This is a genomic window from Pantoea jilinensis (genome assembly GCF_019104105.1).
Classification (GTDB): Bacteria; Pseudomonadota; Gammaproteobacteria; order Enterobacterales; family Enterobacteriaceae; genus Pantoea; species Pantoea eucalypti.
The window spans coordinates 2667625-2694601 of record NZ_CP077746.1 but is presented as its reverse complement, the minus strand read 5'-3'; the positions used below and the strand labels follow the sequence as shown (position 1 = coordinate 2694601).

Sequence of the window (26977 nt, the reverse complement as noted above, 5' to 3'; positions counted from 1 at the left end):
GAAGAGGATTAACTCGCTTTTTTCACCAGCGGCAGATCGAAGGCTTTTCGCAGGGCTTTTACAAAGGCTTTATCCTGACAGATAGTTTTGCCGGGGCTGTCTGAGAGTTTCGCCACCGGTTTACCATTGCACTGCACCAGCTTAATAACGATATTCAGTGGCGTTACGCCCGGAATGTCGCAGGTCAGACGGGTACCGATGCCGAACACAACATTCGTCCGCTGGCCAAAGTGGCGGTATAACGCCAGGGCTTTGTCGAGGTTTAAGTTGTCAGAAAAGACCAGGTGTTTGCTTTGCGGATCGATACCCAGGCTCTGATAGTGGGCAAGGGCTTTCTCGCCCCATTCAACCGGATCGCCGGAGTCATGGCGCAGTCCCTGATAGCGACGGGCAAACAACGGACCGAAATCGCGCAGGAAGGCGTCCATGGCAATACAATCGGTCAGCGCAATGCCCAGTTGATCGTCATACTCATCGAGCCACGCCTGCAGCGCCGCGCGCTGGCTATTAGCAAGGACCGGGCTGATCTGCTGGAAGGCCTGGAACCACTCATGTGCCTGCGTCCCGACCGGCGTCAGTGACAGACGGCGCGCCAGATCATAGTTACTGGTGCCAATCAGCCACGGGAAATCCTGTTTCAGCGTTGAGACGATCGACTGCTGCACATCCTGCGAGTAGCGACGACGGGTGCCGAAATCCATCAGGCGGAAGCGTGACATATCCAGGTCAGCTACCTGCGTCTTAAAGTCGCCGAGTTTCTGGTGTAAATGGTCAATTGCCTGCTGGGTGGTGACCTGCGGTGTGCGATGACGATGCACAATCTCGCTGATTAGCGCCAGCAGCGGCACCTCCCACATAATGACTTCCCGCCACGGCCCCTGAATACGGATATCCAGTTTGCCATGGTGATTGCGCACCTCAACCTGATCCGGGTTATAGCGGAACTGGCGTAACCAGCTGAGGTAATCCTGCTGGAAGAAGGGGAGGTGAGACAGCCAGGTCGCTTCATCATCAGTCAGCGCCAGGTGTTGCATAGCGGTTATCGCGTCACGAATTTCGTCAGCGTAGAGACCCAGCAGTTCGTCGCCGCGGCAGCGAAACTCCGCCGCCACCGTTACGTCATGATAGCGGTGGAAAACGGCCTGCTGCATATGGAGCTTATAGGCGTCCGTATCCAGCAGCGAGGTCAGTATCGGGGAAGCATGTCCTGTCATGGCGCGTTTCAGCATCCTGTTCGGTGGCGCAGAGCCCGGTGTTGTACACAGTCATAAAGACGCGAAAGTATAATTCACTATCTGAACCCGATCACAGCATATTTCAGTCGGGTGGGTCGAGGCCAATCTGTGCCTTTGTTAACAAACTGTAGCCATTTCACCTTTTAGGTGCATTGTGCGTGGCAAGCTTGTAGTAACAAGCTTAGACTTTGCCGGTAAACTTATAACAACGCGAGACGCAATATGACGCAACAGCCCCAAATCAAGTATCGCCACGATTATCGTGCGCCTGATTACACCATCACCGATATCGATTTAACCTTTGAACTGGATGCGTCCACCACCCGTGTTACGGCCATCAGCCAGGTTAAACGACTGGGCGACAGCCAGGCTGAGCTGCGACTGGACGGCGAAGCGTTAACGCTGATTGCGCTGGAGATCGACGGGCAACCCTGGACGGCTTACCGTGAAGAAGAGGGCGCACTGGTGATCGGCCAGCTGCCGGAAAGCTTCACCCTGAAAATCATCAATGATATTCATCCGGATCAGAACACCGCGCTGGAAGGGTTGTACAAATCGGGCGAGGCGCTCTGCACCCAATGTGAAGCTGAAGGCTTCCGCCATATTACCTGGTACCTCGATCGACCGGATGTGCTGGCGCGCTTTACCACCACCATTTATGCCGACGGTGAACGCTATCCATTCCTGCTCTCCAACGGTAACCGCATTGACAGCGGCCGGGATGAGCAGGGCCGCAGCTGGGTGAAGTGGGAAGATCCGTTCCCGAAACCTTGTTACCTGTTTGCGCTGGTGGCAGGCGATTTCGACGTGTTGCGTGACAGTTTTACCACCCGTTCAGGCCGTGATGTGGCGCTGGAGATCTTCGTCGATCGCGGTAATCTCGACCGTGCCGACTGGGCGATGACCTCGCTGAAAAACAGCATGAAGTGGGATGAAGAGCGTTTCGGCCTGGAGTATGACCTCGACATCTTTATGATCGTGGCGGTGGACTTCTTCAATATGGGCGCAATGGAGAATAAAGGCCTGAACGTCTTCAACGCCAAATATGTACTGGCGAAAGCGGAAACGGCGACCGACAAAGATTATCTGGGTATTGAAGCCGTTATCGGCCACGAATATTTCCACAACTGGACGGGCAACCGCGTGACCTGCCGCGACTGGTTCCAGCTCAGCCTGAAAGAGGGACTGACCGTGTTCCGCGATCAGGAGTTCAGCTCTGATCTGGGTTCACGTGCCGTGAACCGCATCGATAATGTGCGTATCGTGCGTGGGGCGCAGTTCGCCGAAGATGCCAGCCCAATGGCACACCCGATCCGTCCGGATCAGGTTATTGAGATGAACAACTTCTACACCCTGACGGTGTATGAGAAAGGGTCAGAAGTGATCCGTATGATGCATACCCTGCTGGGTGAAGAGAATTTCCAGAAAGGCATGAAGCTCTACTTTGATCGTCATGACGGCAGCGCCGCCACCTGTGATGATTTTGTGCAGGCGATGGAAGATGCCTCAAACGTCGATCTGTCGCAGTTCCGCCGCTGGTACAGCCAGTCCGGTACGCCGGTACTGACGGTGCGCGACGATTACAATCCGGAACTGGAGCAGTACACGCTACACGTCACGCAGCACACGCCAGCGACCGCCGATCAGAAAGAGAAGCTGCCCCTGCATATCCCGCTGGATATTGAACTCTATGACGGTGAAGGCAAGGTGATCCCGCTACAGAACAACGGCCATCCGGTGCACCATGTGCTGAATGTCACCGAAGAGTTCCAGACCTTTATTTTCGATAACGTCTACTTCCAGCCGGTGCCGTCACTGCTGCGCGAATTCTCTGCGCCAGTGAAACTCGATTATAAATGGAGTGATGCGCAGCTCACCTTCCTGATGCGCCATGCCCGCAACGACTTCTCCCGCTGGGATGCGGCGCAGAGCCTGCTGGCGACCTACATCCGTCTGAACGTTGCACGCTATCAGCAGGGTCAGCATCTGTCGCTGCCGCTGCATGTCGCCGACGCCTTCCGTGCAGTATTACTGGATACCGACTGCGATCCGGCCCTGACGGCGCTGATCCTGACCCTGCCGTCGGAAAATGAGATTGCCGAGCTGTTCGATACCATCGATCCGCAGGCGATTGCGCTGGTGCGTGACGCTCTGCAACGCACGCTGGCCCGCGAACTGGCCGATGAGTTTTTTGCCATCTACAACGCCAATCAGCAGCCTGAATACCGCGTGGAGCATGATGCGATTGGTCAGCGCAGCCTGAAAAATACCTGCCTGACCTATCTTGCCTTTAGCGATGCGCAGTTGGCAGACAAGCTGGTACAGACGCAGTACCACCAGGCGACCAACATGACGGATGCGCTGGCGGCGCTTTCCGCGGCTGTGGCGGCTCAGTTGCCGTGCCGTGATGCGCTGCTGGCGGCCTACGATGAGCGCTGGCATCAGGATGGTCTGGTGATGGACAAATGGTTTGTTCTGCAGGCCACCAGTCCGGCTGCCAACGTGATGCGTAATGTGCGTCAGCTTCTGACTCATCGCTCCTTTACCATGAGTAACCCGAACCGCGTTCGCTCGCTGGTGGGGGCCTTTGCCTCGGCTAACCCGGCCGCGTTCCATGCGAAAGATGGCAGCGGTTATAAGTTCCTGGTGGAGATGCTTACCGACCTGAACACCCGTAATCCGCAGGTCGCGGCGCGAATGGTAGAACCGCTGATTCGTCTGAAACGTTATGACGAAGACCGTCAGGCGATGATGCGCCAGGCGCTTGAGCAGTTGCTGCAGCTGGATAAGCTCTCTGGTGATCTTTACGAGAAAATTACCCGGGCACTGAACGCCTGATGACCCGTCCTGGCATAGGTTGACACGCTATGCTGTTAAAACGCCTGATGCTCTGCATCAGGCGTTTTTTATTTCAGCGCTGCTGCGCGTAACGGACGGGCTGCGGTCGTTCCGTGCGCTGCATCACCCGATCCAGTACCTCCGCTTCCAGTTCGGCCAGCCGCGCAGATCCACGACGCCGCGGACGGGGCAGGTCCACCAGCAGATCCAGACCGATCTCGCCCTCTTCAATCAACAGCACGCGATCCGCCATTGCCACCGCTTCACTGACATCATGTGTGACCAGCAACACAGTAAAATGATGCTGTTGCCACAGTGACTCAATCAATCCCTGCATTTCAATGCGCGTCAGGGCATCCAGTGCGCCCAGCGGTTCATCCAGCAGCAGCAAACCCGGTCGATGGATCAGCGCCCTGGCCAGTGCCACGCGCTGTTTCTGACCGCCAGAGAGTGCAGCCGGCCACTCACTGGCCCGATCGGCCAGTCCTACCGCCGCCAGGGCATCCATTGCCGCGCTGCGCCATTCGCGTCCGCGCAGGCCCAGACCGACGTTATCGATCACTTTTTTCCACGGCAGCAGTCGCGCATCCTGAAACATCAGGCGGGTATCTTCTCGCGCTGACTGCAGCGGCGCATTGCCCGCCAGCAGTTCACCGCTGGAACTCTGTTCAAGTCCCGCCAGCAGACGCAGCAGAGTGCTTTTGCCACAGCCGCTGCGACCCACTACCGCCACAAACTGACCTGAAGGAATATGCAGGTCGATCTTATTGAGTATGGTGCGACTGCCATACTGTTTGCTGACGCCGTTGACGCCAACCGGCGTACCGGTGTTGAGGCGGGCCGGTGAGAAAGTCTGGCTCATGCGTTCTCCTCCTTCAGTTGGTAAGCGGGATGCCAGCGCAGCCAGACACGTTCCAGTAACAACGCGGCGACATCCGCCAGTTTGCCGAGCAGGGCGTAGAGAATAATGGCCACCACCACCACATCGGTCTGCAGGAATTCACGCGCATTCATCGCCAGATAGCCGATGCCAGAACTGGCGGAGATAGTCTCGGCGACAATCAGCGTCAGCCACATCAGACCCAGCGCGAACCGTACGCCGACCATAATATTGGGCAGCGCACCGGGCAGGATCACCTGAATAAACAGGCTCCAGCCGGAGAGGCCATAGCTGCGGGCCATCTCAACCAGCCCGCGATCAATGTTGCGGATGCCATGATAAGTATTCAGGTAGATCGGGAACAGCGTGCCCAGCGCCACCAGAAAGATTTTGGCGGATTCATCAATGCCGAACCAGAGGATCACCAGCGGGATCAGTGCCAGATGCGGCACATTACGCAGCATCTGCAGCGAGGTATCCAGCAACCGCTCACCGGTTTTTGAGGTGCCCGTGATCAAGCCCAGCAGCAGGCCGAGAGATCCACCGATGCTGAAGCCGATCAGCGCCCGCCAGCTGCTGATCGCCAGGTGCTGCCAGAGTTCACCGCTGGCGGTCAGCTGCCAGAAGGTGGTCACGATCTTCTCCGGTGCGGGCAGAATGCGGTTTGATAACCAGCCGGTCTGTGAGGCTATCTGCCACACCACGACCAGCAGCGTTGGCAGGAGCCAGGGTAGCAACGTATCAGCAAGGCGTTTTCGGGTTCTGGCCATCATGCTCTCCTCAGCCCCGGGCGACTTTTTTCTCAGGGGTAAAATCGTTGGCGACCGCTTCACCGTGCGCCTGAACCACCCGCGGCTGAGGCACCAGGGGAACCTGCAGATCCAGATGCGGGAACAGCAGTTCGCCAACGCGATACGCCTCTTCCAGATGCGGATACCCCGACAGGATAAAGGTCTCGATGCCCAGCGCTTCATACTCCCTGATACGTGCGGCAACCGTCGGACCATCGCCGACCAGCGCCGTACCGGCTCCGCTGCGCACCAGGCCCACGCCGGCCCACAGGTTCGGGCTGATTTCGAGCTTGTCGCGTCGACCGCCGTGCAGGGCGGCCATCCGGCGCTGACCCACAGAATCTGCCCGCTGGAACGCTGCCTGTGCTTTCGCGATAGTGGCGTCATCGACATTGGCAATCAGCCGGTCAGCGGCCTGCCAGGCTTCTTCATTGGTTTCACGCACAATCACATGCAGACGGATGCCGAAGCGTACGGTGCGTCCCTGAGCAGCGGCTTTGGCGCGCACCTGGTCAATCTTCTCTTTGACCTGTGCAGGCGGCTCACCCCAGGTGAGATAAACATCGACCTGTTCGGCCGCCAGCTCCTGGGCCGGTTCAGAAGAGCCACCGAACCAGAGGGGAGGACGAGGCTGTTGTACCGGTTTAAACATCAGACGCGCGCCGCGAACCTTCACGTGCCTGCCTTCATAATCGACGGTTTCGCCTTCCAGCACCCGACGCCAGACACGGGTAAACTCGGCAGACTCTGCGTAACGCTCACGGTGATCCAGGAACACACCGTCGCCCGCCAGCTCTTCCGGATCGCCGCCGGTCACCAGATTGAACAGCGCGCGGCCATTGGAGAGCCGATCCAGAGTGGCAGCCTGACGCGCCGCCTGAGTCGGTGAAATCACGCCGGGGCGCAGCGCCACCAGGAAGCGCAGACGCTGAGTGACCGGAATTAGCGAGGCGGCAACCAGCCAGGCATCTTCGCATGAACGGCCGGTCGGGATTAATACGCCACCGAAGCCGAGGCGGTCGGCGGCCTGTGCCACCTGTTGCAGATAGGCGTGATCAACCGGTCGCGCCCCTTCGGCAGTACCAAGATAGTGGCCGTCGCCATGCGTCGGCAGAAACCAGAAAATGGATACGCTCATTATTGTTGCTCCTTATTGCGTTACGGTATGCGGTTGCCAGATGCGATCCTGAATCGTCACTTTTACGGGCAACAGATGATTGGCATAGAACAGGTCAGCGGTGCGCTGCTGAGCCGCAGCGGTTTCAGCGCTCACTGGTGAAATCCGGGTTGGTGGCCGATGGCTGAGATAGCTGGCGATAACCGGCTCAGGCAGACCCATTGCCTGCGCCAGCAGTGTGGTGCTCTGCTGACGCTGGCTGATTGTCAGCGCATCGGCCGCGCTAAAGGTATCGAGAACCTGCTGGATAAAGGCGCCATGGGCTTCGGCATAGCTGCGGGTCGCTAAATAGAATGAGCCAGTCAGATTAAGTGCGCTGCCATCAGTCAGCAGACGCGAATGACCCTGCAACAGCACCGAGGAGTAGTAGGGGTCCCAGATTGCCCAGGCATCAACATCTCCCTGCTGGAAGGCGGCGCGCGCATCGGCGGGTGTCAGATAAACCGGTGTAATATCTTTAAAACTCAGGCCCGCCTGCTGTAAGGCGCGAAGCAGTAAATTGTGCGAGCTGGAGCCTTTCTGGAACGCGACCTTTTTCCCTTTCAGGTCTGCGACCTGTTTCAGAGGACTCTCTTTTGGGACCAGAATCACTTCTGCTTTGGGCTTTGGCGGCTCGGAGCCGACATAAAGCAGATCCGCGCCAGCGGCCTGGGCAAACAATGGCGGAAGGTCACCGGTGCTGCCGAGGTCAATACTGTTGATGTTCAGCGCTTCCAGCATTTGTGGACCCGCCGGAAACTCGATCCACTTAATCTGAGTATGGGGAAAACGCTTCTCCAGTAACTGATGTGATTTTGCCAGCACCATGCTGACTGAACCTTTCTGATAGCCGATACGAATCTCAGCCGGATCGGATTCGGCGGCCTGAACCAGAGGGGCGATGAGTAAAAGGCCTGCCACCAGCCACTTTCCAACTATTTGCTTCATCGAACTCTTCCTTATACCGCTTGTGCAACGGGGTGGTGGTGACGGGTCAGCGCCAGCCAGAACGCAGTGACGGCTTCATCCAGACGCTGTGACAGTGAATCCTGTAAAACCGGCTGACGATCGTAGTGGGTAATCTGGCTGTCCTCGGCATAAACACCGTGCAGGATCTCCTGCGCCTTTAAGGCGTTAAGAACCGGTTTCAGGGCGTAATCCAGCGCCAGCATGTGGCCGACACTGCCGCCGCTGGCCAGCGGCAACACAACCTTGTGCTCGAGTGCACGTTCAGGTAGCAAATCGAGCAGGGTTTTCAGCGCGCCTGAAAAGGACGCCTTATAAACAGGTGTCGCCACGATCAGGCCATCAGCAGACGCGAGGTCTTCACGGAGGGCCAGGAGTGCGGGTGCATCAAAACGTGCATTGGTCAGATCGTCAGGCTGAAAGTTGTGAATATTCCAGGGAATGACTTCAATGCCACGCGCTTCCAGCTTGTGCTGACACAGCGTCAGTAATGAAGTCGAGCGGGAAGGAAATCGTGGGCTGCCAGCCAGCGTAATAACGCGCATCATCACTCCTTATAACTAAAAGTTATTGATTATCTAAAGTTGAGAACTAATGGCTTCATACTGTCAGAGCTACGGAGTGGGCTTAAATGATTTATCCGGCAAAGTAAGGGTGAAAAATGCAAATAGAAGACGCCGCTGCAGAAGGGAACGCATAAGCTTCCGATAATTCTTAATTTAGGTTCCGGCAGGCGGTGAATTGATTAAGGAGTTTGATACGAGATGGTCAAAACGGGAGAGGGTGCTGAAAAAAATCGTTTTCGTCTGATTGCTTAATCAATCTTCCTGAGAGTCATACAGCGTTAAAGCGAAGCGGTGAGCATAACAGCCCCTCTGAGCGGCACAGAATCTGCCTGTCTGCGGAAGCCCCTGCCTGAAGCTAAGATTAATCGCAGAAAGAAAACTGCAATGAAAATGAAGTAATGGTGAAGTTATTCACTATTACAGATGTTCTCTTACACATTCCTGAACATGGTTACGTCTGCTTTGCCGGGCTATTTTAAATCGATCATCAACGGTTTTAACATTTACGCGGACTATAGATGCACTTTCATTAACAGTGATTTTCACAGGAAACGTTAAGATAATTTTTACGACTGGTCTTTATTCGCATTACCGGTTTAAGATAATCAGGCCAAATGAAAGCTATCATAATAATAGCGCATTACTCTTTTCGACGTTTCGCCTCTGGTCAGGACCTGCATCTGGCAGGTGACGCGTATTGTCTTTTTTCTAACAGCAGAGAATTGCCTATGTCTGACACTCTATTATCTGTAATTATTCCAACTTACAATGTTGAAAAATATATTGTGGAGTGCGTCGATTCATTATTACGTCAGGTTAAAGCGCCCAATGAAATACTCATTGTGAATGATGGTTCCACCGATGGAACATTAGCCTTACTTGAACAGAATTATGCGCATCTTCCTCAGGTGAAAATAATTACCACTGAAAATGGAGGCGCCGGTCAGGCCCGGGATGTGGGCATTGCACAGGCGAAGGGACAGTTTCTCTTTTTCTGTGATCCGGACGACGTCGTGGCGGACGGCCTGGTGGCCGAGCTGGCCAGGGTGGCGGAAACGCATCCTGAAACGGACCTGTTCTGTTTTAAATCGTGTGTATTCCGCGATGGTCAGATTGACATCACTTCACCAAAAGTGAGGCACGAACTCTTTGGCCAGCAAAAGCCACAGGAGGTCCTGCTGGCGCTGCTGCGTAATGGCAGCTATACCTCGGCGGCCTGGAGTTATGTCATCAGCAAACGCGTTATTGAGCAGCATAAATTGCGCTTTGTTAAACGTGTTCATGAAGACCACAATTTTACCCTTTCCTGTTTTATGAAAAGTCAGCAGGCCTGGGTCAGTCATCAGGTCTATTATAAACAGCGTATTCGCAACGGTTCACTGACCAACAGTACTAAAAGCAATGAGTTTTTCCATCAGCGCTATGACGCTTTTATGCATGCCTACAACACGTTAACCGGATCGATGGTTAAATCAGCATGGCGTGACACCCTGGAAAAAGCCTATTTAGTTCACTCGTTTCGTCTGATGATCTATTTATCGCTCTACAATCGAACACCTGTTCCTGAATATGTGCTGAATGCTATTCGCTTTTTGGGACGTAATGTAAAAGCAGAGAGCTTTAAAGAGCGGTTATTGTTTAATCGTCCTGAACTGTTTATTGCGCTGCAGCATTACAAAGTCAAAAAAGAGTTGAAAAACGCGGCCTGATCACAAAAAACAGCCTGATTCTGAAAAATGTGAAGCGATATTGTTTATGCCTTAGCGAAATGAGAAGGTGAGACATGCAATGTGTATAAGGTTGTTGCGTCATGGCAAAAGTTCTTGATAAAAGTCTGATTATTAATATTTTCTCCCTGCTGGCCTATCGTGGTGCGTCGTTTCTTTTTCCGCTGGCGACGCTGCCCTATCTTGCCCGTGTTCTGGGTGTAGAGCAGATGGGTACGCTGGCACTGGCGATCGCCTGTGTGCTCTATTGCAGTACCATCTCTGACTGGGGATTCAATGTCTTTACCACCAAAGATATTGCTCACCATCGTGATGACAAAGAACGCGTCACTCAGCTTTTCTGGTCAACATTTAACGCCAAGCTGATGCTGCTGGTGGTGACCAGCGGTACGCTGCTGACCGCGACCTGGTTCAATCCTGCCTGGCATCCGTTGTTCTTTATCATCCTGGCGAACTGCACCACGCTGATAGGCTCGTTGTTTTCATTTGGCTGGCTGATGCAGGGCTTTGAGAAGTTGGGTAAGACGGCAATGATCGCTACCTTCGGGAACTTCTGTGCGATTCCGCTAACGTTTTTACTGGTGAAATCCCCGCAGGATACCTGGCTGGCTGCCCTGATCCCTGGCACTGTCTCGATCATCAGTGCAGCGATTACGCTGAAGTTTGTGCTGGAGATGAAGGTCATTGGCCGTTATCGCTTTGAGCCCCGTGAAATCAAACAGCGCATCACCGACAGCATGGATGTCTTTATCGCCATTGCCGGTGCCAATCTGTTCAACAGCGTCAACGTCGTGATTCTCGCTTCCTTTACCTCCACCTATATGGTGGGTATCTATAACGGTGCGGATCGTCTGCGTAAAGCCGCTAACTCTGTGCCAGAGCAGATTGGCAGCGCCTTCTTCCCGCGCGTCAGTCATCTGTTTGGCCGGGATAAACGGGCTGCCATTGCAGCGACGCGCAAAAGCCTGCTGCTGTCGTTTTCCCTGAGTCTGTCGATTGTGATCTTTACCTGGTTCTTTGCTGACCTGGTGGTTTCAATCTTACTGGGTAAGGACTTTATTCCGTCGGCGGATGTGCTGCGTGTCTTTGTGCTCTGCTTCCTGTTTGGCAACATTGCTTATCCGGCCGGATTACAGATTCTGATTCCACATGGTTTAGCGCGTCAGCGTATGTGGGTGATGATGGCCGCGGGTGTGATTAACGTGCCGCTGTGCTGTTTCCTGGCGTGGAAGTTTGGTGCGATCGGGGCCGCATGGTCGATGGTCGGGGCAGAAGCGTTCGTCTGCATCGGTATTTTTGGCATCATGCAGCGTCACGGGATCCTCCGGGAATATCTGTTCCCCTCGCAGGTGGAAAATCACCCCGTAAACGATTCCGCTGCGTAAGATCAAGGGACTTTCAGTTAACTTCCCACCACCCCGCAGTTCGATTTACTTTTGCGCCAGAGCACTTTACCATTCTGGCGCACATTTTCCCGTGCACCGACTTCCACGATCGCTTCCGTCCTTCAGGAGAGTGCATGTTTTATCCTATCGTCCGACCGGCGCTGTTTAAACTCGACCCCGAACGCGCACACGAACTCACCTTTCAGCAACTACGCTTTATGAGCGGCACGCCACTTGAGATGTTCTATCGCCAGACTCTGCCGTCGCGTCCGGTTACCTGTATGGGACTGACCTTTAAGAACGCCCTGGGCCTGGCCGCCGGGCTGGATAAGAACGCAGAGTGTATTGATGCGTTTGCCGCGATGGGCTTTGGTTTTGTTGAAGTCGGTACCGTCACGCCGCGCCCTCAGGCGGGTAATGATAAGCCACGCATGTTTCGGCTGGTGGAAGCAGGCGGAATTATCAATCGGATGGGATTTAATAATCTGGGTGTCGATCATCTGGTTGAAAACGTGAAAAAAGCGCGTTTTAACGGCGTGCTGGGAATCAATATCGGTAAAAATAAAGATACGCCAGTCGAGCAGGGCAAAGATGATTATCTGATCTGCATGGAGAAGGTCTATGCCCACGCCGGTTATATCGCCATCAATATTTCCTCCCCTAACACGCCAGGTTTGCGTTCGCTGCAATATGGCGAGGCGCTGGATGATCTGCTCTCCTCAATCAAACAAAAACAAAAAGAGCTGGAACAGCGTCACCTTAAATATGTTCCGCTGGCCGTGAAAATTGCGCCCGATCTCTCGGAAGAGGAGTTAATTCAGGTCGCAGACAGTTTAATTCGTCATCAGATTGATGGTGTTATTGCCTGCAATACCACCCTCGATCGTTCGCTGGTTAGTGGACTCAAATATGCTGAGGAAGCAGGCGGATTAAGTGGCCGGCCAGTTCAGTCCCGGAGCACAGCGGTTATCCAGCGCCTCTCTCAGGAACTGCAGGGACGCCTGCCGATTATTGGCGTTGGTGGCATTGATTCTTTAACGGCCGCACGTGAAAAAATCGCCGCCGGGGCAACATTAGTTCAGATTTATTCAGGTTTTATTTATCAGGGACCGGGCTTAATTAAAGATATCGTTACCAATATCTAAGACAATTCTCACAATGACGGGCCGGGGGCTTTATTTATCCCCTCGGCTCGTTTATATTTTGTCCTGTTGCACGCTTTTTCAGCTTTTCCTTATGTTTCTTTTTCGCTGAATTCTGCGTGATTTTTGGCGCAGCGGTAAATACAGGGCACACGATGAAAATTAAACCCGATGATAACTGGCGTTGGTATTTTGACAGCAGCCACGATCGAATGATGCTCGATCTGGCCGACGGTATGCTGTTTCGTTCCCGCTATTCCCGCAAAATGCTCACACCGGACGCTTTCGCTGAATCGGGCTTTTGTGTCGATGACGCTGCTCTTTATTACACGTTTGAAGAGACCTGCCGTCATTGCAAACTCAGTGGCAGTCACCGTGCTGAGTTGGTGTTAAACGCACTGGTCGCTGCCCGCTTTCTCAAACCCCTGATGCCTAAAAGCTGGCATTTCACCTCATATGCCCCGGCCATGCAGCCTCGTCCTGGCGAAATGGTACAGGTTACGCTGGCTGAAGAGGGAACACAGGCACGTCTGCTGGTGGTTGAAAGTGGTGATAATGCGGCGCTCTGTCTGCTGGCGCAGCAAGGTCTCACGCTGGCGGGAAAAAACATGGTGCTCGGCGATGCCATCAAAGTGATGAACGATCGCCTGCAGCCCTGGCATGAGGACGTTGCTGCACCTTTCGCCCGCGCTGTCTGATCATCTCAGTTCAACATCGCCCGCCGGAATACAGCTACAGCTTAACAGTGTGCCGTCCTGACGCAGGGCACTCTGTTTCAGCGCCTTCACCTCACCTGCGACCAGATTCAGCTTGCAACTGCCACAGAGACCTGCACGACAGGAATAGGGTATGCGAAAGCCCTGCATCTCCAGTTGATCCAGTAACACCTGCTGATTATCCCCGGTGAATGTCTGACCCTGATAAGTAATGTTCACGGTTTCAGGCGCCTGTTTTTCTGGTTTCAACATTTCAACCACTTCACCCGCCCCATACCTGCGCGATGCATGACGTTTCAGGACAATCATTTCATCACCCGCACGCACCACGCCGCTGCTACGCGCCACTAAGTTCAGGCCGAAATCGATGTCACCACTGCCATCCTGAGCGGTACGAAAAGTCTGCAACGTCGCCAGCGGATGACCGGTGGGATGCTTAACGCCGGTCTCGGTGCTGACCGTGGTGAGCACACAGCGACTGCAGGGCTTTGGCACCTCGAATATCACGTCGCCAATCTGAATTTCTGCCCAGCTATCTTCATCCCATGCGGCAGCACCGCTGACGACCAGATTCGGACGAAACTGTTCGGCTCGGACGCTGGCCGGGCAGTGTTGTTGCAGATCATGCAGCGACGCGTTGTTGATCAGTAAAAACGGAAAGCCATCGGCAAAGCTAAGCGGAATATGATCAAACTTTTTGACCCGGCGGCTGGGTTGTGGCCCGACCCAGCGCAACTGAACGTCGCGCGGGAAGAACTGGCTCAGCCACTGATTTATCGCAAGGGGCGCTATGCGCGCGGTAAAATGATTACCCCAGACTTCGGTGGGATGATCCTGCTCATCGAAATCGCTGAAGCGGATCAGGGACTGACTGCCATCTGGCGCCGCCAGCAACAGGCCATCCGGCAGAATCGCGGGCGTAAAGCGCACCATCTCCGGGTGCTGGCGGGCGGTAATAAAGGTGCCATCAGGTTCGGTCACCATAAACAGACGATCAAACGCCAGTCCGCTGTCAGTGACCAGCGCGTGTGATAACGCTAATCCCCGCATCGACTTCACAGGATGAATAAATAAGCGGGAAAGCGTGATCATGGTGTTCTCCTTGAACCCGACGCGCGACACAAAAGAAGCTAACTTTATGACATAGGTCTCCGATTCGCTATAATGCGCGACAATTTTCTCAAGAGTTAAAAAGTGACGATATGAATTCTCTGTTTGCCAGCACGGCGCGTGGGCTCGAAGAGCTGTTAAAAAGTGAGCTGGACGCGCTGGGCGCGCAGGATTTGCAAGTGGTGCAGGGAGGCGTTCACTACGAAGCCGACGATCGCGCCATGTACCAAAGTCTGATGTGGAGTCGTTTAGCATCACGCATCCTGTTGCCGCTGGGAGAGTTTGGCGTCTACAGCGATCTTGATCTCTATCTGGGTGTACAGAGCGTGGACTGGCCGACGATGTTCGGCAGCGACAAAACGTTTGTCGTGCATTTCAGCGGCACCAACGACTCGATTCGTAATAGCCAGTTTGGCGCGCTGAAAGTGAAAGATGCCATCGTGGACAGCTTTACCCGTCAAAACCTCGAGCGGCCGAATGTCGATCGTGAGCAGGCGGATATCCGTGTCAACGTCTGGCTGAATGACGATCGTGCCAGTATTGCGCTGGATCTCAGCGGCAGTTCGCTGCATCAGCGCGGCTATCGGCAGCAAACCGGTCAGGCACCGTTGAAAGAGACGCTGGCCGCAGCGATTGTGCAGCGTTCTGGCTGGGAGCCGACCACGCCGCTGATCGATCCGATGTGTGGTTCCGGTACGCTGCTGATTGAAGCCGCACTGATCGCCTGCGATCGCGCACCAGGCCTGCTGCGCAAGCACTGGGGCTTCACCGCCTGGAGTCAGTTTAATGCTGCTCTGTGGCAGGATGTGAAAGCCGAGGCGCAGGCGCGTGCCCGTGCGGGCACCGCCGCCACCCAGGCGCGCTTCTTTGGCTATGATAATAATGGCCGTGTACTGGAGTGGGCGCAGTCGAATGCCCGTCGCGCAGGCGTTTATGAACTCTTTACCTTTGCTCAACAGGACCTGCTGAAGCTGACCAATCCGGTCGATCCGGCTGTGCATGGCACGGTGCTGAGCAATCCGCCTTACGGTGAACGTCTGGAGAGCGAACCCGCCCTCATTGCGCTGCACAGCCAGCTTGGACGTCTGATGAAGCAGCATTTTGGCGGCTGGAATCTGTCGCTGTTCAGCGCCTCGCCTGAACTGCTGAGCTGCCTGCAACTGCGTGCCGACCGCCAGTTCAAAGCGAAAAACGGTCCGCTGGATTGCGTTCAGAAAAATTATCAGCTGGCGGTCAACAGCCATGAAAGCGCCGGTCAGATTGCGGAAGATTACGCGAACCGTCTGCGTAAAAATGTGAAAAAGCTGGAGAAGTGGGCGCGTCAGGAAGGCATTGAATGCTACCGCATTTATGACGCCGATCTGCCAGACTACAACGTCGCTGTCGATCGCTATGGCGACTGGGTGATTATCCAGGAATACGCGCCACCGAAAACGATCGATCCGAACAAAGCGCGTCAGCGCCTGTTCGATGTGATCAGCGCGACCCTGAGCGTACTGGAACTGCCTGCCGACCGTCTGATTATGAAAACGCGTGAGCGTCAGAAAGGCAAAGCGCAGTATCAGAAGCTCAGCGAAAAGGGCGACTATTTCGAAGTTAAAGAGTTTAATGCGCATTTCTGGGTGAATCTGACCGACTATCTCGATACCGGCCTGTTCCTCGATCACCGCATTGCCCGTAAAATGCTCGGCCAGATGAGCCAGGGCAAAGATTTCCTGAACCTGTTTGCCTATACCGGCACCGCCAGTGTGCATGCCGGTCTGGGTGGGGCGCGTTCGACCACCACGGTAGATATGTCGCGGACCTATCTGGAGTGGGCGGAGCGCAACCTGCGTCTTAACGGACTGACCGGGCGTCAGCACCGCCTGATGCAGGCAGACTGCCTGAGCTGGCTGAATGAGAGTGACGAGAATTTTGACCTGATCTTTATCGATCCGCCAACCTTCTCCAACTCAAAACGTATGGAAGAGAGCTTTGACGTTCAGCGCGATCATATGATGCTGATGCGTAACCTGAAGCGCCTGCTGCGACGCGGCGGCACCATCATGTTCTCCAATAACAAACGCGGTTTCAAAATGGACATGGATGGCCTGAAAGCACTGGGCCTGCAGGCGCAGGATATTACCCAGAAAACACAGTCGCAGGACTTCGCGCGTAACCGTCAAATTCACAACTGCTGGCTGATCACTCACGCCGGTAAGGAATAAGATTACATGTCATTAATCAGTATCCACGGCGCTTATCTCTCCTTCAGCGATGCGCCGCTGCTAGACAACACCGAACTGCACATTGAAGAGAACGAACGCGTCTGTCTGGTGGGCCGTAACGGTGCAGGTAAATCCACACTGATGAAAATCATCAACGGCGAACAGCCGCTGGATGATGGCCGCATTATTTATGAAACCGATCTGGTGGTTGCGCGTCTGCAACAGGATCCACCGCGTAACATCACCGGTTCGGTCTATGACTTCGTGGCTGAGGGCGTTGAAGAGCAGGCTGAGCATCTGAAAGCCTATCACGCCATTTCCCATGTGGTGATGGACGATCCAAGCGATAAAAACCTCAATGAGATGGCGCGTCTGCAGAGTATTCTCGACCATCAGAATTTGTGGCAGCTGGAAAGTCGCATCCATGACGTGCTGGAGCAGATTGGTCTGCAGCCCGATACCGAACTGTCGTCGCTCTCTGGCGGCTGGCTGCGTAAAGCGGCGCTGGGCCGTGCGCTGGTAAGTAACCCGCGCGTGCTGATGCTGGATGAGCCAACCAACCACCTCGATATTGAAACCATCGACTGGCTGGAAACGTTCCTGAAGAACTTCACCGGCAGCATCATCTTTATTTCGCATGACCGTTCGTTTATCCGCAACATGGCGACACGTATCGTCGATCTCGACCGCGGCAAGCTGGTCTCCTGGCCGGGCAACTACGATCTCTATCTGGAAGGCAAAGAAGAAGCCTTGCGCGTTGAAGAGATGCAGAACGCAGAATTCGACCGCAAGCTTGCGCAGGAAGAGGTGTGGATCCGTCAGGGCATCAAAGCCCGTCGTACACGTAACGAAGGCCGTGTGCGTGCGCTGAAAGCGCTGCGTCGTGAGCATTCGGAACGTCGCGAAGTCATGGGCAAAGCCAACATGCAGGTGGGCGAAGCGTCCCGCTCCGGCAAAATTGTGTTTGAGCTGGAACATGTCGACTACGCGGTCGACGGCAAAGTGCTGGTGAAGGATTTCTCAACCCAGGTTCAGCGTGGCGACAAAATTGCGCTGATTGGACCGAACGGTTGCGGTAAAACCACCTTACTGCGTCTGATGCTGCAGCAATTAAAAGCGGATCATGGCCGCGTGCATTCCGGCACCAAGCTGGAAGTGGCCTACTTTGACCAGCATCGCGCTGAACTGGATCCGGATCGCACCGTGATGGACAACCTGGCCGAAGGCAAGCAGGAAGTGCTGGTTAACGGCAAACCGCGCCACGTGCTGGGCTATCTACAGGACTTCCTGTTCCATCCTAAACGTGCCATGACGCCGGTGCGCGCACTTTCGGGTGGTGAACGTAACCGCCTGTTGCTGGCGCGTCTGTTCCTGCGTCCCAGCAACCTGATGATTCTGGATGAACCAACCAACGACCTCGACGTCGAAACGCTGGAGCTGCTGGAAGAGCTGATTGATGGTTATCAGGGCACTGTCTTACTGGTCAGTCACGATCGTCAGTTCGTCGACAATACCGTCACTGAGTGCTGGATTTTTGAAGGTAACGGCGAAATCGGCACCTTTGTGGGCGGTTATCACGATGCTCAGCAGCAGCGCGCCGCCTACCGTCAGCACAGAGCTGCCACACCCGCAAAAGCGACGGCTAATACCGCTAAGCCTGCCGCAGAGAAGAGTGATGCGAAGCGTAACGTAAATAAACTCAGCTACAACCTGGCGCGAGAGCTGGAACAGTTGCCGCAAAAACTGGAGCAGCTGGAGGCGCGCATCGGCGAACTGCAGGCGAAGATGAGTCACCCGGACTTCTTCAGTCAGGCACACGATCAGACACAGCCGGTGCTGGATAATCTGGCGCAGGCTGAGCAGGAGCTGGAAACCGCTTTTGCGCGCTGGGAAGAGCTTGAGTCACTGAAAAACGGCGCGTAGGGCAGGGCTAACGGATGTGTTCAGCAGTGAAAAGTAACGCGTGGATACTTTGTCCACAATGCGATTTAATGATTAAGCTGCCGGACATTCCCGTTGGCAGCCGTGCATCATGCCCGCGCTGCCACACCTCCCTGACGGCCAACTGGCACGAGCCGCGCAAACGACCGACGGGCTATGCGCTGGCAGCACTCTTTATGCTGCTGCTGGCGAATCTGTTTCCTTTCGTCTCAATGAAAGTTGCGGGGCTGACCAGCCAGATTACACTTTCGCAGATCCCCAAGGTCATGGTGACGGAAGATTACAGCAGCCTGGCGACGCTGTTCCTGCTCTTTGTGCAGGCGGTCCCGGCTTTCTGCATGATCACCATTATACTGCTGGTCAATCCGGTTCCTTTTCCAACCCGACTTAAAATTGGTCTGGCACGCATCCTGTTTCAGCTGCGTAACTGGGGCATGGCAGAAATTTTTATGGCGGGCGTGCTGGTCAGCTTCGTCAAACTGATGGCCTACGGTGAGATTGGCCTGGAGACCAGTTTCTGGCCGTGGGTGCTGTTTTGTCTGTTACAACTTCGGGCCTTTCAGTGCGTTGACCGGCGCGAGTTGTGGGAGAGTCTCTCCCCCCGACCCGCGCTACCTCATCTGCCCGAAGTGGGCATCAGTGGTTTAGAGCAGGGCCTGCGTTCCTGCCCATGCTGTACGGCCATTCTGCCTGAAGCTGAGCATACCTGTCCGCGCTGCGGCGTAACGGCGCAGGCGCGACGAAAGCACAGCCTGCAGTGGACGCTGGCGCTGTTGTTTACCTCCATACTGCTTTATATCCCCGCCAACCTGTTGCCGATCATGGTGACGGAAACCCTCGGCACAGCGTATCCCTCTAATATTATGGCGGGGGTGATTGTGCTGTGGGATGACGGTTCTTATCCGGTAGCGCTGGTGATTTTTATCGCCAGCATTATGGTGCCTACGCTAAAAATGCTGGCGATTGGCTGGCTCTGCTGGGATGCCAGCGGGCGCGGACGGCGTGACAGCCACAGGATGCACAAAATTTATGAAGTGGTTGAATTTGTTGGCCGCTGGTCAATGATTGACGTGTTTGTGATTGCCGTGCTCTCTGCGCTGGTGCGTATGGGGCAATTAATGAATGTTTATCCCGCGTGGGGGGCAGTACTGTTTGCGATGGTGGTGATTATCACCATGATTGCTGCCATGACCTTTGACCCGCGATTAACCTGGGATCGTGTACGCGAAAACAATATGAAGGAGTCGCGCCTTGACGGAAACTAACCACGGCCATGCAAAGGTGGAACAGATTAAGCGCTGGTCGCCGGTCTGGATTGTCCCCATCGTTACGCTGTTAATTGGCGGGTGGATCCTGTTCTACCATTTCAGCCATCAGGGGCCTGAAGTCACCTTAATCACCGAAAACGCCGAAGGCATTGTTGCGGGTAAAACCACAATTAAAAGTCGCAGCGTGGATGTCGGTATCGTGGAGAGCGCGGTGTTAAGCGACGATCTCCACCATGTAGAAATTAAGGCCCGTCTTAATGCGGGTATGGGAAAACTGCTGCATAAAGACAGTGTTTTCTGGGTAGTGAAACCGCAAATAGGACGTGAAGGCATCAGCGGGCTGGGAACGCTGCTGTCAGGTGCCTACATTGAATTACAGCCCGGCACCAAAAGTGAAGCGCCAGAACAGTTTAACCTGCTCGATGCCCCTCCTTTAGCGCCGCCAGATGCGAAAGGTATCCGCATTATTCTCGACAGCAAAAAAGCGGGTCAGCTTAATCCGGGCGATCCGGTGCTGTTCCGCGGCTATCGCGTCGGTACGGTTGAGACCAGCGTTTTTGATACTGATAAACGTATGATGACCTATCAGCTGTTTGTCGCTGCGCCTTACGACCGCCTGGTGACGACCAACGTGCGTTTCTGGAAGGACAGCGGTATCGCCGTGGATATGTCTGCCTCTGGCATGCGCGTAGAAATGGGTTCGCTCACGACGCTCTTCAGTGGTGGCGTCAGTTTTGATGTGCCGGATGGCTGGGAACTGGGTGAGCCTGCGCAGAACAAATCTGATTATCATCTGTTTGACGATCAGCGCAGTATTCAGGACTCACTTTATACCAACCATATTGATTACCTGATGTTCTTCACCGACTCGATTCGTGGTCTTCAGGCAGGCGCGCCGGTTGAGTTCCGGGGTATTCGTCTGGGTACCGTTTCTGAAGCGCCATTGATGAAAGCAGGCCTGGATCAGGCGCTGAATAATGATTACCGCGTACCGGTACTGATTCGTATTGAGCCGGATCGCTTTATCAGCCGGCTGGGTGAAAATTTCGATCTTGAACAGCATCTGCAGGATGGTAAGAAACGCGGTCTGCGTGCCACGCTGAAAACGGGCAACCTGCTGTCGGGCGCACTCTATGTCGATCTCGACTTCTATGACAATGCGCCAGCCTATAAAGGACCACAGAAAGTCTCTGGCTATGAAGTGATCCCAACGGTCAGTGGTGGCCTGAGCCAGATTCAGCAGAAGCTGATGGCGGCACTGGATAAAATCAACAGTCTTCCACTGAACGGCATGGTTAACGAAGCCACAGGTACACTGAAAGAGAGCCAGAAAACGATGCGTGATCTGCAGCGCACCATCGACAACATCAACAAAGTCACTGGCAGTCCGGCGATGAAAACGCTGCCGGAAGATCTGCAGCAGACATTGCGCGAGCTGAACCGCAGCATGAAGGGCCTGCAGCCAGGTTCGCCAGCTTACACCAAAGTGGTAGGCGATATGCAGCGACTGGATCAGGTACTGCGTGAACTTCAGCCGGTACTGAGAACGCTCAACAATAAGAGCAATGCGCTGGTATTTGAGGCGAAACCGGGACAGGATCCCCAGCCGAAGAGGGCGAAACAGTGAAGAAAGGATTGATACTTTGTGCCGCGCTGGTGTTAAGTGCGTGCAGTAGCAGCGTTGACAATACCTGGTATCAGCTGCCCTCCGGGGCGGCATCCATGCAGGTCAGCAGCAGCCAGCTGAATGAAGCGCAGCCCATGTTGTGGGTGCAGCAGGTGACGGTGCCGGATTATCTGGCAGGCAATGGACTGGTTTATCAGACCAGCGATGTCAAATATGTCATCGCCACAAATAATCTCTGGGCCAGTCCGCTCGATCAGCAGTTGCAGCAGACGCTGATCACTAACCTGAGCAAGGCGTTGCCAGGCCGGCTGGTGGCCGGTTCACCGTTAGGTGCGCAACACGATACGCTTAACGTGACGGTCACCGGCTTCCAGGGACGTTACGATGGCAAAGCGATCGTCAGTGGTGAATGGACGCTGGAACATCAGGGCCGTCTGACTAAGCAGGCGTTTAATCTGGTTCTGCCGCAAACCGAAGATGGCTATGATGCTATGGTCCGTACGCTGGCGGCGGGCTGGCAACAGACTGCGCAGAAGATTGCCAACAGTGTGGTTGCGTTAAATTAAGATTAATGTGAATAAATAAGCTAAGCCCCTGTCCGGTTGTCGTGATTTTTCGACGCCGGCCAGGGGCTTTTTTATTAGCTTAATCAGAGAGATGGTGTTGATGTGTGCATCACAAAACGCCGTTATTTTTACCGATTAAGGTCACATTTATGACACTGGCATGAAGATTGAGCATTGATCTTTGGATTCGCAGGAGGTAGAACATAAGGGTGGTTGAACATTAAATCACCACTTTTCTTTCCACCAGATTCCACAGACCTTACATGAGGGACACGGAGTATGAAGAGACAGAAACGAGACCGCCTCGAACGCGCCCATTCACGTGGTTATCAGGCAGGCATTACTGGACGCTCAAAAGAGATGTGTCCGTATCAGTTGATTGACGCTAAGTCTCACTGGTTGGGAGGTTGGCGACAAGCCATGGAGGACAGGTCGGTAGCTGCATAACCGGATGTCACTGAAAAGGGAATATAACCTCCGCCATGCGCGGAGGTTTTTGTTTCCGGAGGAAACGCTTAGAAAGCGGCGGTATCTTTAAACAGGCCGACTTTCAGATCGCTGGCGGTATAGATCAGATTACCGTCAACCAGCACTTCACCATCTGCCACGCCCATCACCAGTTTACGGTTGATCACGCGTTTGAAGTGAATGCGGTAAGTAACTTTCTTCGCTTCTGGCAACACCTGACCGGTGAATTTCACTTCACCCACGCCCAGTGCACGGCCTTTACCTTCGCCGCCCAGCCAGCCCAGATAGAAACCAACCAGCTGCCACATGGCATCCAGGCCCAGGCAGCCCGGCATCACCGGATCGCCAATGAAGTGGCAACCGAAGAACCAGAGATCGGGATTGATATCCAGCTCCGCTTCAACAAAGCCTTTGTCATATTTGCCGCCGTCTTCGGTCATTTTGACCACGCGGTCCATCATCAGCATGTTGCCGGATGGAAGCGGCGGACCATTTTCGCCAAACAGTTCACCACGACCTGACAGAATCAGATCTTCTTTGGTATAGGATTCGCGTTTATCTACCATGTTTTCAATAAGCCTTGTTTTAGTGAATCACGAATATTAGCGAACAGTTGTACGCTGAGCAAATCGGATTAACGGTGGTTAAACCAGTTAAGCCAGCGCAGCGCCCAGGGACGTTGCGGACCGTCCGGCTGGTTGAACAGGCTAATGCGTTCCTGGATGGTATTCAGCAGGCAATCACCCAGACCATCCTCGGTACTCCAGATTTTCCCCGTCAGCAGCGGCAGTGCTTCCTCGGCCTGGTCAATGGCCCAGATGTGGAAGCGACCCTGCTCAACCGCCGTGACAACAGCCTGGTTCAGACTAAGATGACGCACATTGCAGGCAGGAATAATCACTCCCTGCTGGCCCGTCAGTTCTCGCTGATGGCAAATATCAAAGAAGCCTTCGATCTTCTCATTCAGCCCGCCCACAGGTTGCACGTTGCCGAATTGATCGACCGAGCCGGTGACAGCAATTTGCTGATTGATGGGCTGATTTGCCAATGCGCTTATTAAGGCACAGAGTTCAGCCAGCGAGGCGCTGTCACCATCCACTTCGGAATAAGATTGTTCAAACACCATTGAGGCCGAGAAGGGCAGTTGCTGATCAAGTTCCAGCTCGGCAGTGAGGTAAGCCTGCATAATCATCATACCTTTGGCATGGATATTCCCGCCCAGCTCCGCTTTGCGTTCGATATCCATGAACTCACCATCACCAGGATGGACCACGCAGGTAATGCGAGAAGTATCGCCCCAGGCGCGCGGGTGGCCAGGAAATTCCACCACTGACAGACCATTAATCTGACCGACAACTTCACCTTCGGTTTCAATCAGAATCTGCCGCAGCAGGATCTCATCACGCATCCGTTCATTGAGATAATTCTCGCGCCATAAGCGCGCTTCCAACGCATCACGTAGCGCTTCAGCATTGAGTTGTTCATCGCCCATCAGGGCTGACTCGCGCATCTGACGCTGGAGCCAGCGGGGACAAAGTGGCAGGGTATCCTGATCGCCGCTATAGCGAGCGCCTTCTTTAATCAGCTCGGGCCAGAAGTCCTCTTCCGGCAGGGGCAGCCCCGCCTGCTGTGCCAGTTCTGCGTTCCAGCGACACCAGGCAAGCATGTCATCCTCATCCAGAATCTGAATATTCTCTTCAAACTCAGTATAGATGGCCATTTCGTGTGCTTCAGGGTCGAGCTCCTGAAAATCTGCCAGCGTTTCACGTTCGCCACACAGGACCAGATTGAGGCTGAGTGGCAGAGGCGGAATAGAAACCGGCAGCGGCTGGCGTTCGTCCTGGGATGTCCACTCGACATAGCCCTGTTCAATACACTTTTTCAGGCGCAACCAGAGAATGGGCTGCGTCATCAGGCTTTGCAAGGAGAGCACCAGCGTGCCGCCGTTAGCGCGATGTATCAGGCCCGGGTCGAGCTGGATGCGATCTTTATACTGGCGCACGCAGCCAAACAACTGTTCCATCTCAATCCACTCAGCAAAGTGAATACCACCCTGACTGGTGAACGGGCGTTGCGGATCGGAGGGAGGCTGGAGCGTGACATTATCTGCCATGATATGGTAATCACCACCATACAGCGTGGTACTGTCGGCCATAACCCGTTGTGCGGCCTGGGCAATGAATGCCAGATAATCGCGATTCTCCTGGCTACGAACCAGCAGTAATGGGAACCCTTGCGTCTGATGGTGTAAATGCGCAAGTGCATTCAGCAAACGGGGCTGTACCGTTGCCAGAGCATCAGTTTCTTCATCAGCAATTCGGGAGAAAACGGATTGGTATTGCGCGCTATCCGGCTGTAAGGTCTGCCACGTAAGTTGGGTGCTGGTCAAAATAATCGCATTTGTCTGTATTAAGAAAAGCGAGATTATACAGGAATCACCCTTGTTAAGCACTGCAGACTTCCTGTTGAAGATGTGATGATGACAGCATGTTTTTCGTTGCTGCATCCGGGAAAAAAGCTGTTATTCTTAGTTCGTTACGTGATCACGATGAGATTCCGATGAAATACCAGCAACTCGAAAATCTTGAATGTGGATGGAAGTGGAAATACCTGGTGAAAAAACATCGGGAAGGTGAACTGATCACGCGTCACCTTGAATTAAGTGCGGCGCAGGCTGCAGTCGATAAGCTTCTGGCGATGGAAAATAATCCGGTCACGGTGAATGAATGGATCGCGGAACATATCCATTCTGATCTGGATAATCGGCTGAAACAGACTATCCGTGCCCGGCGAAAACGCCATTTCAATGCTGAACATCAGCACACCCGTAAAAAATCCATCGACCTTGAATATCTGGTCTGGCAACGACTGGCGGGACTGGCACAGCGGCGCGGCTGCACGCTTTCTGAAACAATTGTTCAGTTGATAGAAGATGCAGAACGTAAAGAGAAATATGCCACTCAGATGTCCAGCCTGAAACAGGATTTGCAGGCGATCCTGGGTAATTCAGGCTCTGAAAGCGAGTAACGTAACGGGAGCAATGTCATCCCTGAACGCCTGATGCCAGCTTTATTACTGGCATAAAAAAACCCCGCCTTGGCGGGGTTTTTTATGACATGTAAACTTAAGCCTGTGGCTGAGTTACAACGTCTTTGATGCCTTTAACATCGATTTCTACGCGACGATCCGGAGACAGGCAATCGATCAGGGCATTACGGCCTTTCACGCTGTCACAGGTATTGCCGGTAACTGGGTTAGATTTACCCATGCCACGTGCAGAGATCTTGTTAGAAGGGATACCTTTAGAGACCAGGTAATCTACGACTGACTGAGCACGTTTCTCAGACAGTTTCTGGTTGTACTGCTCTGAACCGATGCGGTCGGTGAAGCCCAGTACGACAACGGAACCATCTTTAGGATCCATTGAGCTCAGCTGGCTGTACAGCTGATCCAGAGCCTGCTGGCCTTCTGGCTTCAGGGTAGATTTGTTGAAGGTGAACAGAACGTCAGACTTCAGAGTGAAACGCTTGGTTTCAACAACTGGCGCTGGTGCTGGAGCCGGAGCTGGTGCCGGAGCAGCGACGTCATCCTGACCGAAGCGGTATGAAACGCCTACGCTCAGCATGCCATTGTCTGGACGAGCACCAACGGTCTGTGCATCACCGATGTTGTTAACCCACTGGTAATCCAGACGGGTAGCCCAGTTCTGAGTCAGCGCATACTCAACACCAACTGCAGCCAGCGGAGATACGCCGGTGTCGTGGTCGCTGATGCGGCCAGTAGTTTGGTTAGTCTGCGTTGCATCTGCACGCCATACCATGCCGCCCAGACGAGTATACACGTCCAGATCGTCATTAATTGGGTAGCTCAGTTTAGCAGCCAGCTGAACGCCCTGTGCTTTGAATGCGCCGTTAGTCACATTGCCTTTATTAGGCATGCGACCCAGCCAGTCATAGCCCATCTCGAAGCCCAGGTATGGGTTTGCCTGATAACCAACGAACGCACCTGCGCCCAGCTGGCTTTCATGAGTTGGACCGTCATTGTTCTCGTAACCGTGACCGTAGTAGCCAGTGTCGTGATACTGAGACCAGCCCAGTTTAGCACCGGTGTACCAGGTGTTATCTTTCGGAGCGGCCTGCGCTACGGTAGCGAAGCCAGCCAGTGCCACTGCAATTGCGATAGCTGTCTTTTTCATTTTGCGCCTCGTTATCATCCAAATAGGCAATGAGCAAAAAGGTTGCTCTTGGTTTAAATCCTTCGCCGGGTCAAAACGCTCGCTTATGACTCTACCGCAAAAAACGGAGGTTATTGAGCACCCTGGCGAGCTAAAGTCTACAACGAGATTGGAAACTTACAAGTATGATGTGAGGCGCTACTGTAAAAAAACA

22 protein-coding genes are annotated in these 26977 nt (G+C 54.0%); 12 read left to right on the top strand and 10 right to left on the bottom strand.

Annotated features, from left to right (window positions below):
- Positions 1-8: 8 nt before the first annotated feature.
- Positions 9-1214: a nicotinate phosphoribosyltransferase gene (gene pncB / locus KTJ90_RS12760; protein WP_008925858.1), complete on the bottom strand. Its 1206-nt coding sequence runs from the start codon at positions 1212-1214 to the stop codon at positions 9-11.
- Between the two features lie 243 nt (positions 1215-1457).
- Here pncB and pepN point away from each other — a divergent pair, with 243 nt between their 5' ends.
- Positions 1458-4073: an aminopeptidase N gene (gene pepN / locus KTJ90_RS12755; protein WP_105099342.1), complete on the top strand. Its 2616-nt coding sequence runs from the start codon at positions 1458-1460 to the stop codon at positions 4071-4073.
- A gap of 73 nt (positions 4074-4146) precedes the next feature.
- Here the strand turns inward: pepN and ssuB are convergent, their stop codons facing one another.
- The 5 genes from ssuB to ssuE are packed head-to-tail and all read right to left on the bottom strand — an operon-like array spanning position 4147 to position 8411.
- The gene (gene ssuB / locus KTJ90_RS12750) at positions 4147-4935 is read right to left on the bottom strand and encodes an aliphatic sulfonates ABC transporter ATP-binding protein (protein WP_039660944.1); all 789 of its coding nucleotides are present in this window, start codon (positions 4933-4935) and stop codon (positions 4147-4149) included.
- A complete protein-coding gene (ssuC, locus tag KTJ90_RS12745) occupies positions 4932-5723 on the bottom strand; it encodes an aliphatic sulfonate ABC transporter permease SsuC (protein WP_008925861.1) in 792 nt (263 codons plus the stop codon). Before ssuC ends, ssuB begins: the two co-directional genes overlap by 4 nt.
- 10 nt (positions 5724-5733) lie before the next feature.
- Positions 5734-6882, bottom strand: coding sequence for an FMNH2-dependent alkanesulfonate monooxygenase (ssuD, locus tag KTJ90_RS12740; RefSeq protein WP_039660947.1), 1149 nt, complete (start codon positions 6880-6882; stop codon positions 5734-5736).
- 12 nt (positions 6883-6894) lie between these two features.
- Positions 6895-7848, bottom strand: a complete 954-nt coding sequence (locus KTJ90_RS12735) for a sulfonate ABC transporter substrate-binding protein (RefSeq protein WP_039660948.1) — start codon at positions 7846-7848, stop codon at positions 6895-6897.
- 11 nt (positions 7849-7859) lie between these two features.
- Positions 7860-8411, bottom strand: a complete 552-nt coding sequence (gene ssuE, locus KTJ90_RS12730; protein ID WP_499026521.1) for an NAD(P)H-dependent FMN reductase — start codon at positions 8409-8411, stop codon at positions 7860-7862.
- A 749-nt stretch (positions 8412-9160) separates the two neighbouring features.
- Here ssuE and KTJ90_RS12725 point away from each other — a divergent pair.
- From KTJ90_RS12725 to KTJ90_RS12710, 4 genes are all read left to right on the top strand, one after another.
- On the top strand, positions 9161-10141 hold the full coding sequence (locus tag KTJ90_RS12725; RefSeq protein ID WP_008925865.1) for a glycosyltransferase family 2 protein: 981 nt from the start codon (positions 9161-9163) through the stop codon (positions 10139-10141).
- Positions 10142-10242: 101 nt separating this feature from the next.
- Positions 10243-11544 (top strand): flippase, encoded by a 1302-nt coding sequence (locus KTJ90_RS12720; protein WP_039660951.1) that lies wholly within the window; start codon positions 10243-10245, stop codon positions 11542-11544.
- A gap of 134 nt (positions 11545-11678) precedes the next feature.
- Complete coding sequence (gene pyrD, locus KTJ90_RS12715) at positions 11679-12689, top strand: quinone-dependent dihydroorotate dehydrogenase (RefSeq protein WP_008925867.1); 1011 nt, start codon at positions 11679-11681, stop codon at positions 12687-12689.
- 152 nt (positions 12690-12841) lie between these two features.
- Positions 12842-13384: a cell division protein ZapC gene (locus KTJ90_RS12710; RefSeq protein ID WP_008925868.1), complete on the top strand. Its 543-nt coding sequence runs from the start codon at positions 12842-12844 to the stop codon at positions 13382-13384.
- Here KTJ90_RS12710 and KTJ90_RS12705 read toward each other — a convergent pair whose 3' ends face one another.
- Entirely contained in the window at positions 13385-14494 is a 1110-nt protein-coding gene (locus KTJ90_RS12705) for a YcbX family protein (protein ID WP_499024821.1), read from the bottom strand.
- A gap of 110 nt (positions 14495-14604) precedes the next feature.
- Between KTJ90_RS12705 and rlmKL the strand changes: the two genes are divergently transcribed.
- The 6 genes from rlmKL to rmf all read left to right on the top strand — a co-directional run bounded on the left by rlmKL (position 14605) and on the right by rmf (position 22568).
- Positions 14605-16719 carry a 23S rRNA (guanine(2445)-N(2))/(guanine(2069)-N(7))-methyltransferase gene (rlmKL, locus tag KTJ90_RS12700; protein ID WP_499024819.1) on the top strand — a complete coding sequence of 705 codons (2115 nt, stop codon included), beginning with the start codon at positions 14605-14607 and terminating at the stop codon, positions 16717-16719.
- A gap of 6 nt (positions 16720-16725) precedes the next feature.
- Positions 16726-18642: an ABC transporter ATP-binding protein gene (locus KTJ90_RS12695; protein ID WP_140915854.1), complete on the top strand. Its 1917-nt coding sequence runs from the start codon at positions 16726-16728 to the stop codon at positions 18640-18642.
- Between the two features lie 14 nt (positions 18643-18656).
- Positions 18657-19925 carry a membrane integrity-associated transporter subunit PqiA gene (gene pqiA, locus KTJ90_RS12690; RefSeq protein WP_008925872.1) on the top strand — a complete coding sequence of 423 codons (1269 nt, stop codon included), beginning with the start codon at positions 18657-18659 and terminating at the stop codon, positions 19923-19925.
- Complete coding sequence (gene pqiB, locus KTJ90_RS12685) at positions 19912-21555, top strand: intermembrane transport protein PqiB (protein WP_008925873.1); 1644 nt, start codon at positions 19912-19914, stop codon at positions 21553-21555. The genes pqiA and pqiB overlap by 14 nt, the downstream gene beginning before the upstream one ends.
- Positions 21552-22121: a membrane integrity-associated transporter subunit PqiC gene (gene pqiC, locus KTJ90_RS12680; protein ID WP_008925874.1), complete on the top strand. Its 570-nt coding sequence runs from the start codon at positions 21552-21554 to the stop codon at positions 22119-22121. Before pqiB ends, pqiC begins: the two co-directional genes overlap by 4 nt.
- Positions 22122-22400: 279 nt before the next feature.
- The gene (gene rmf / locus KTJ90_RS12675; protein WP_008925875.1) at positions 22401-22568 is read left to right on the top strand and encodes a ribosome modulation factor; all 168 of its coding nucleotides are present in this window, start codon (positions 22401-22403) and stop codon (positions 22566-22568) included.
- Between the two features lie 68 nt (positions 22569-22636).
- Here rmf and fabA read toward each other — a convergent pair whose 3' ends face one another.
- Both fabA and KTJ90_RS12665 read right to left on the bottom strand, forming a co-directional pair.
- Entirely contained in the window at positions 22637-23155 is a 519-nt protein-coding gene (gene fabA / locus KTJ90_RS12670; protein ID WP_008925876.1) for a bifunctional 3-hydroxydecanoyl-ACP dehydratase/trans-2-decenoyl-ACP isomerase, read from the bottom strand.
- Between the two features lie 68 nt (positions 23156-23223).
- A complete protein-coding gene (locus tag KTJ90_RS12665) occupies positions 23224-25095 on the bottom strand; it encodes an AAA family ATPase (RefSeq protein WP_052250658.1) in 1872 nt (623 codons plus the stop codon).
- 53 nt (positions 25096-25148) lie between these two features.
- Here KTJ90_RS12665 and matP point away from each other — a divergent pair, with 53 nt between their 5' ends.
- Positions 25149-25616, top strand: a complete 468-nt coding sequence (gene matP / locus KTJ90_RS12660; protein WP_008925878.1) for a macrodomain Ter protein MatP — start codon at positions 25149-25151, stop codon at positions 25614-25616.
- Between the two features lie 97 nt (positions 25617-25713).
- On the opposite strand, the gene ompA is transcribed toward matP, so the two are convergent.
- Positions 25714-26784, bottom strand: coding sequence for a porin OmpA (gene ompA, locus KTJ90_RS12655; RefSeq protein ID WP_008925879.1), 1071 nt, complete (start codon positions 26782-26784; stop codon positions 25714-25716).
- Between the last annotated feature and the right edge of the window lie 193 nt (positions 26785-26977).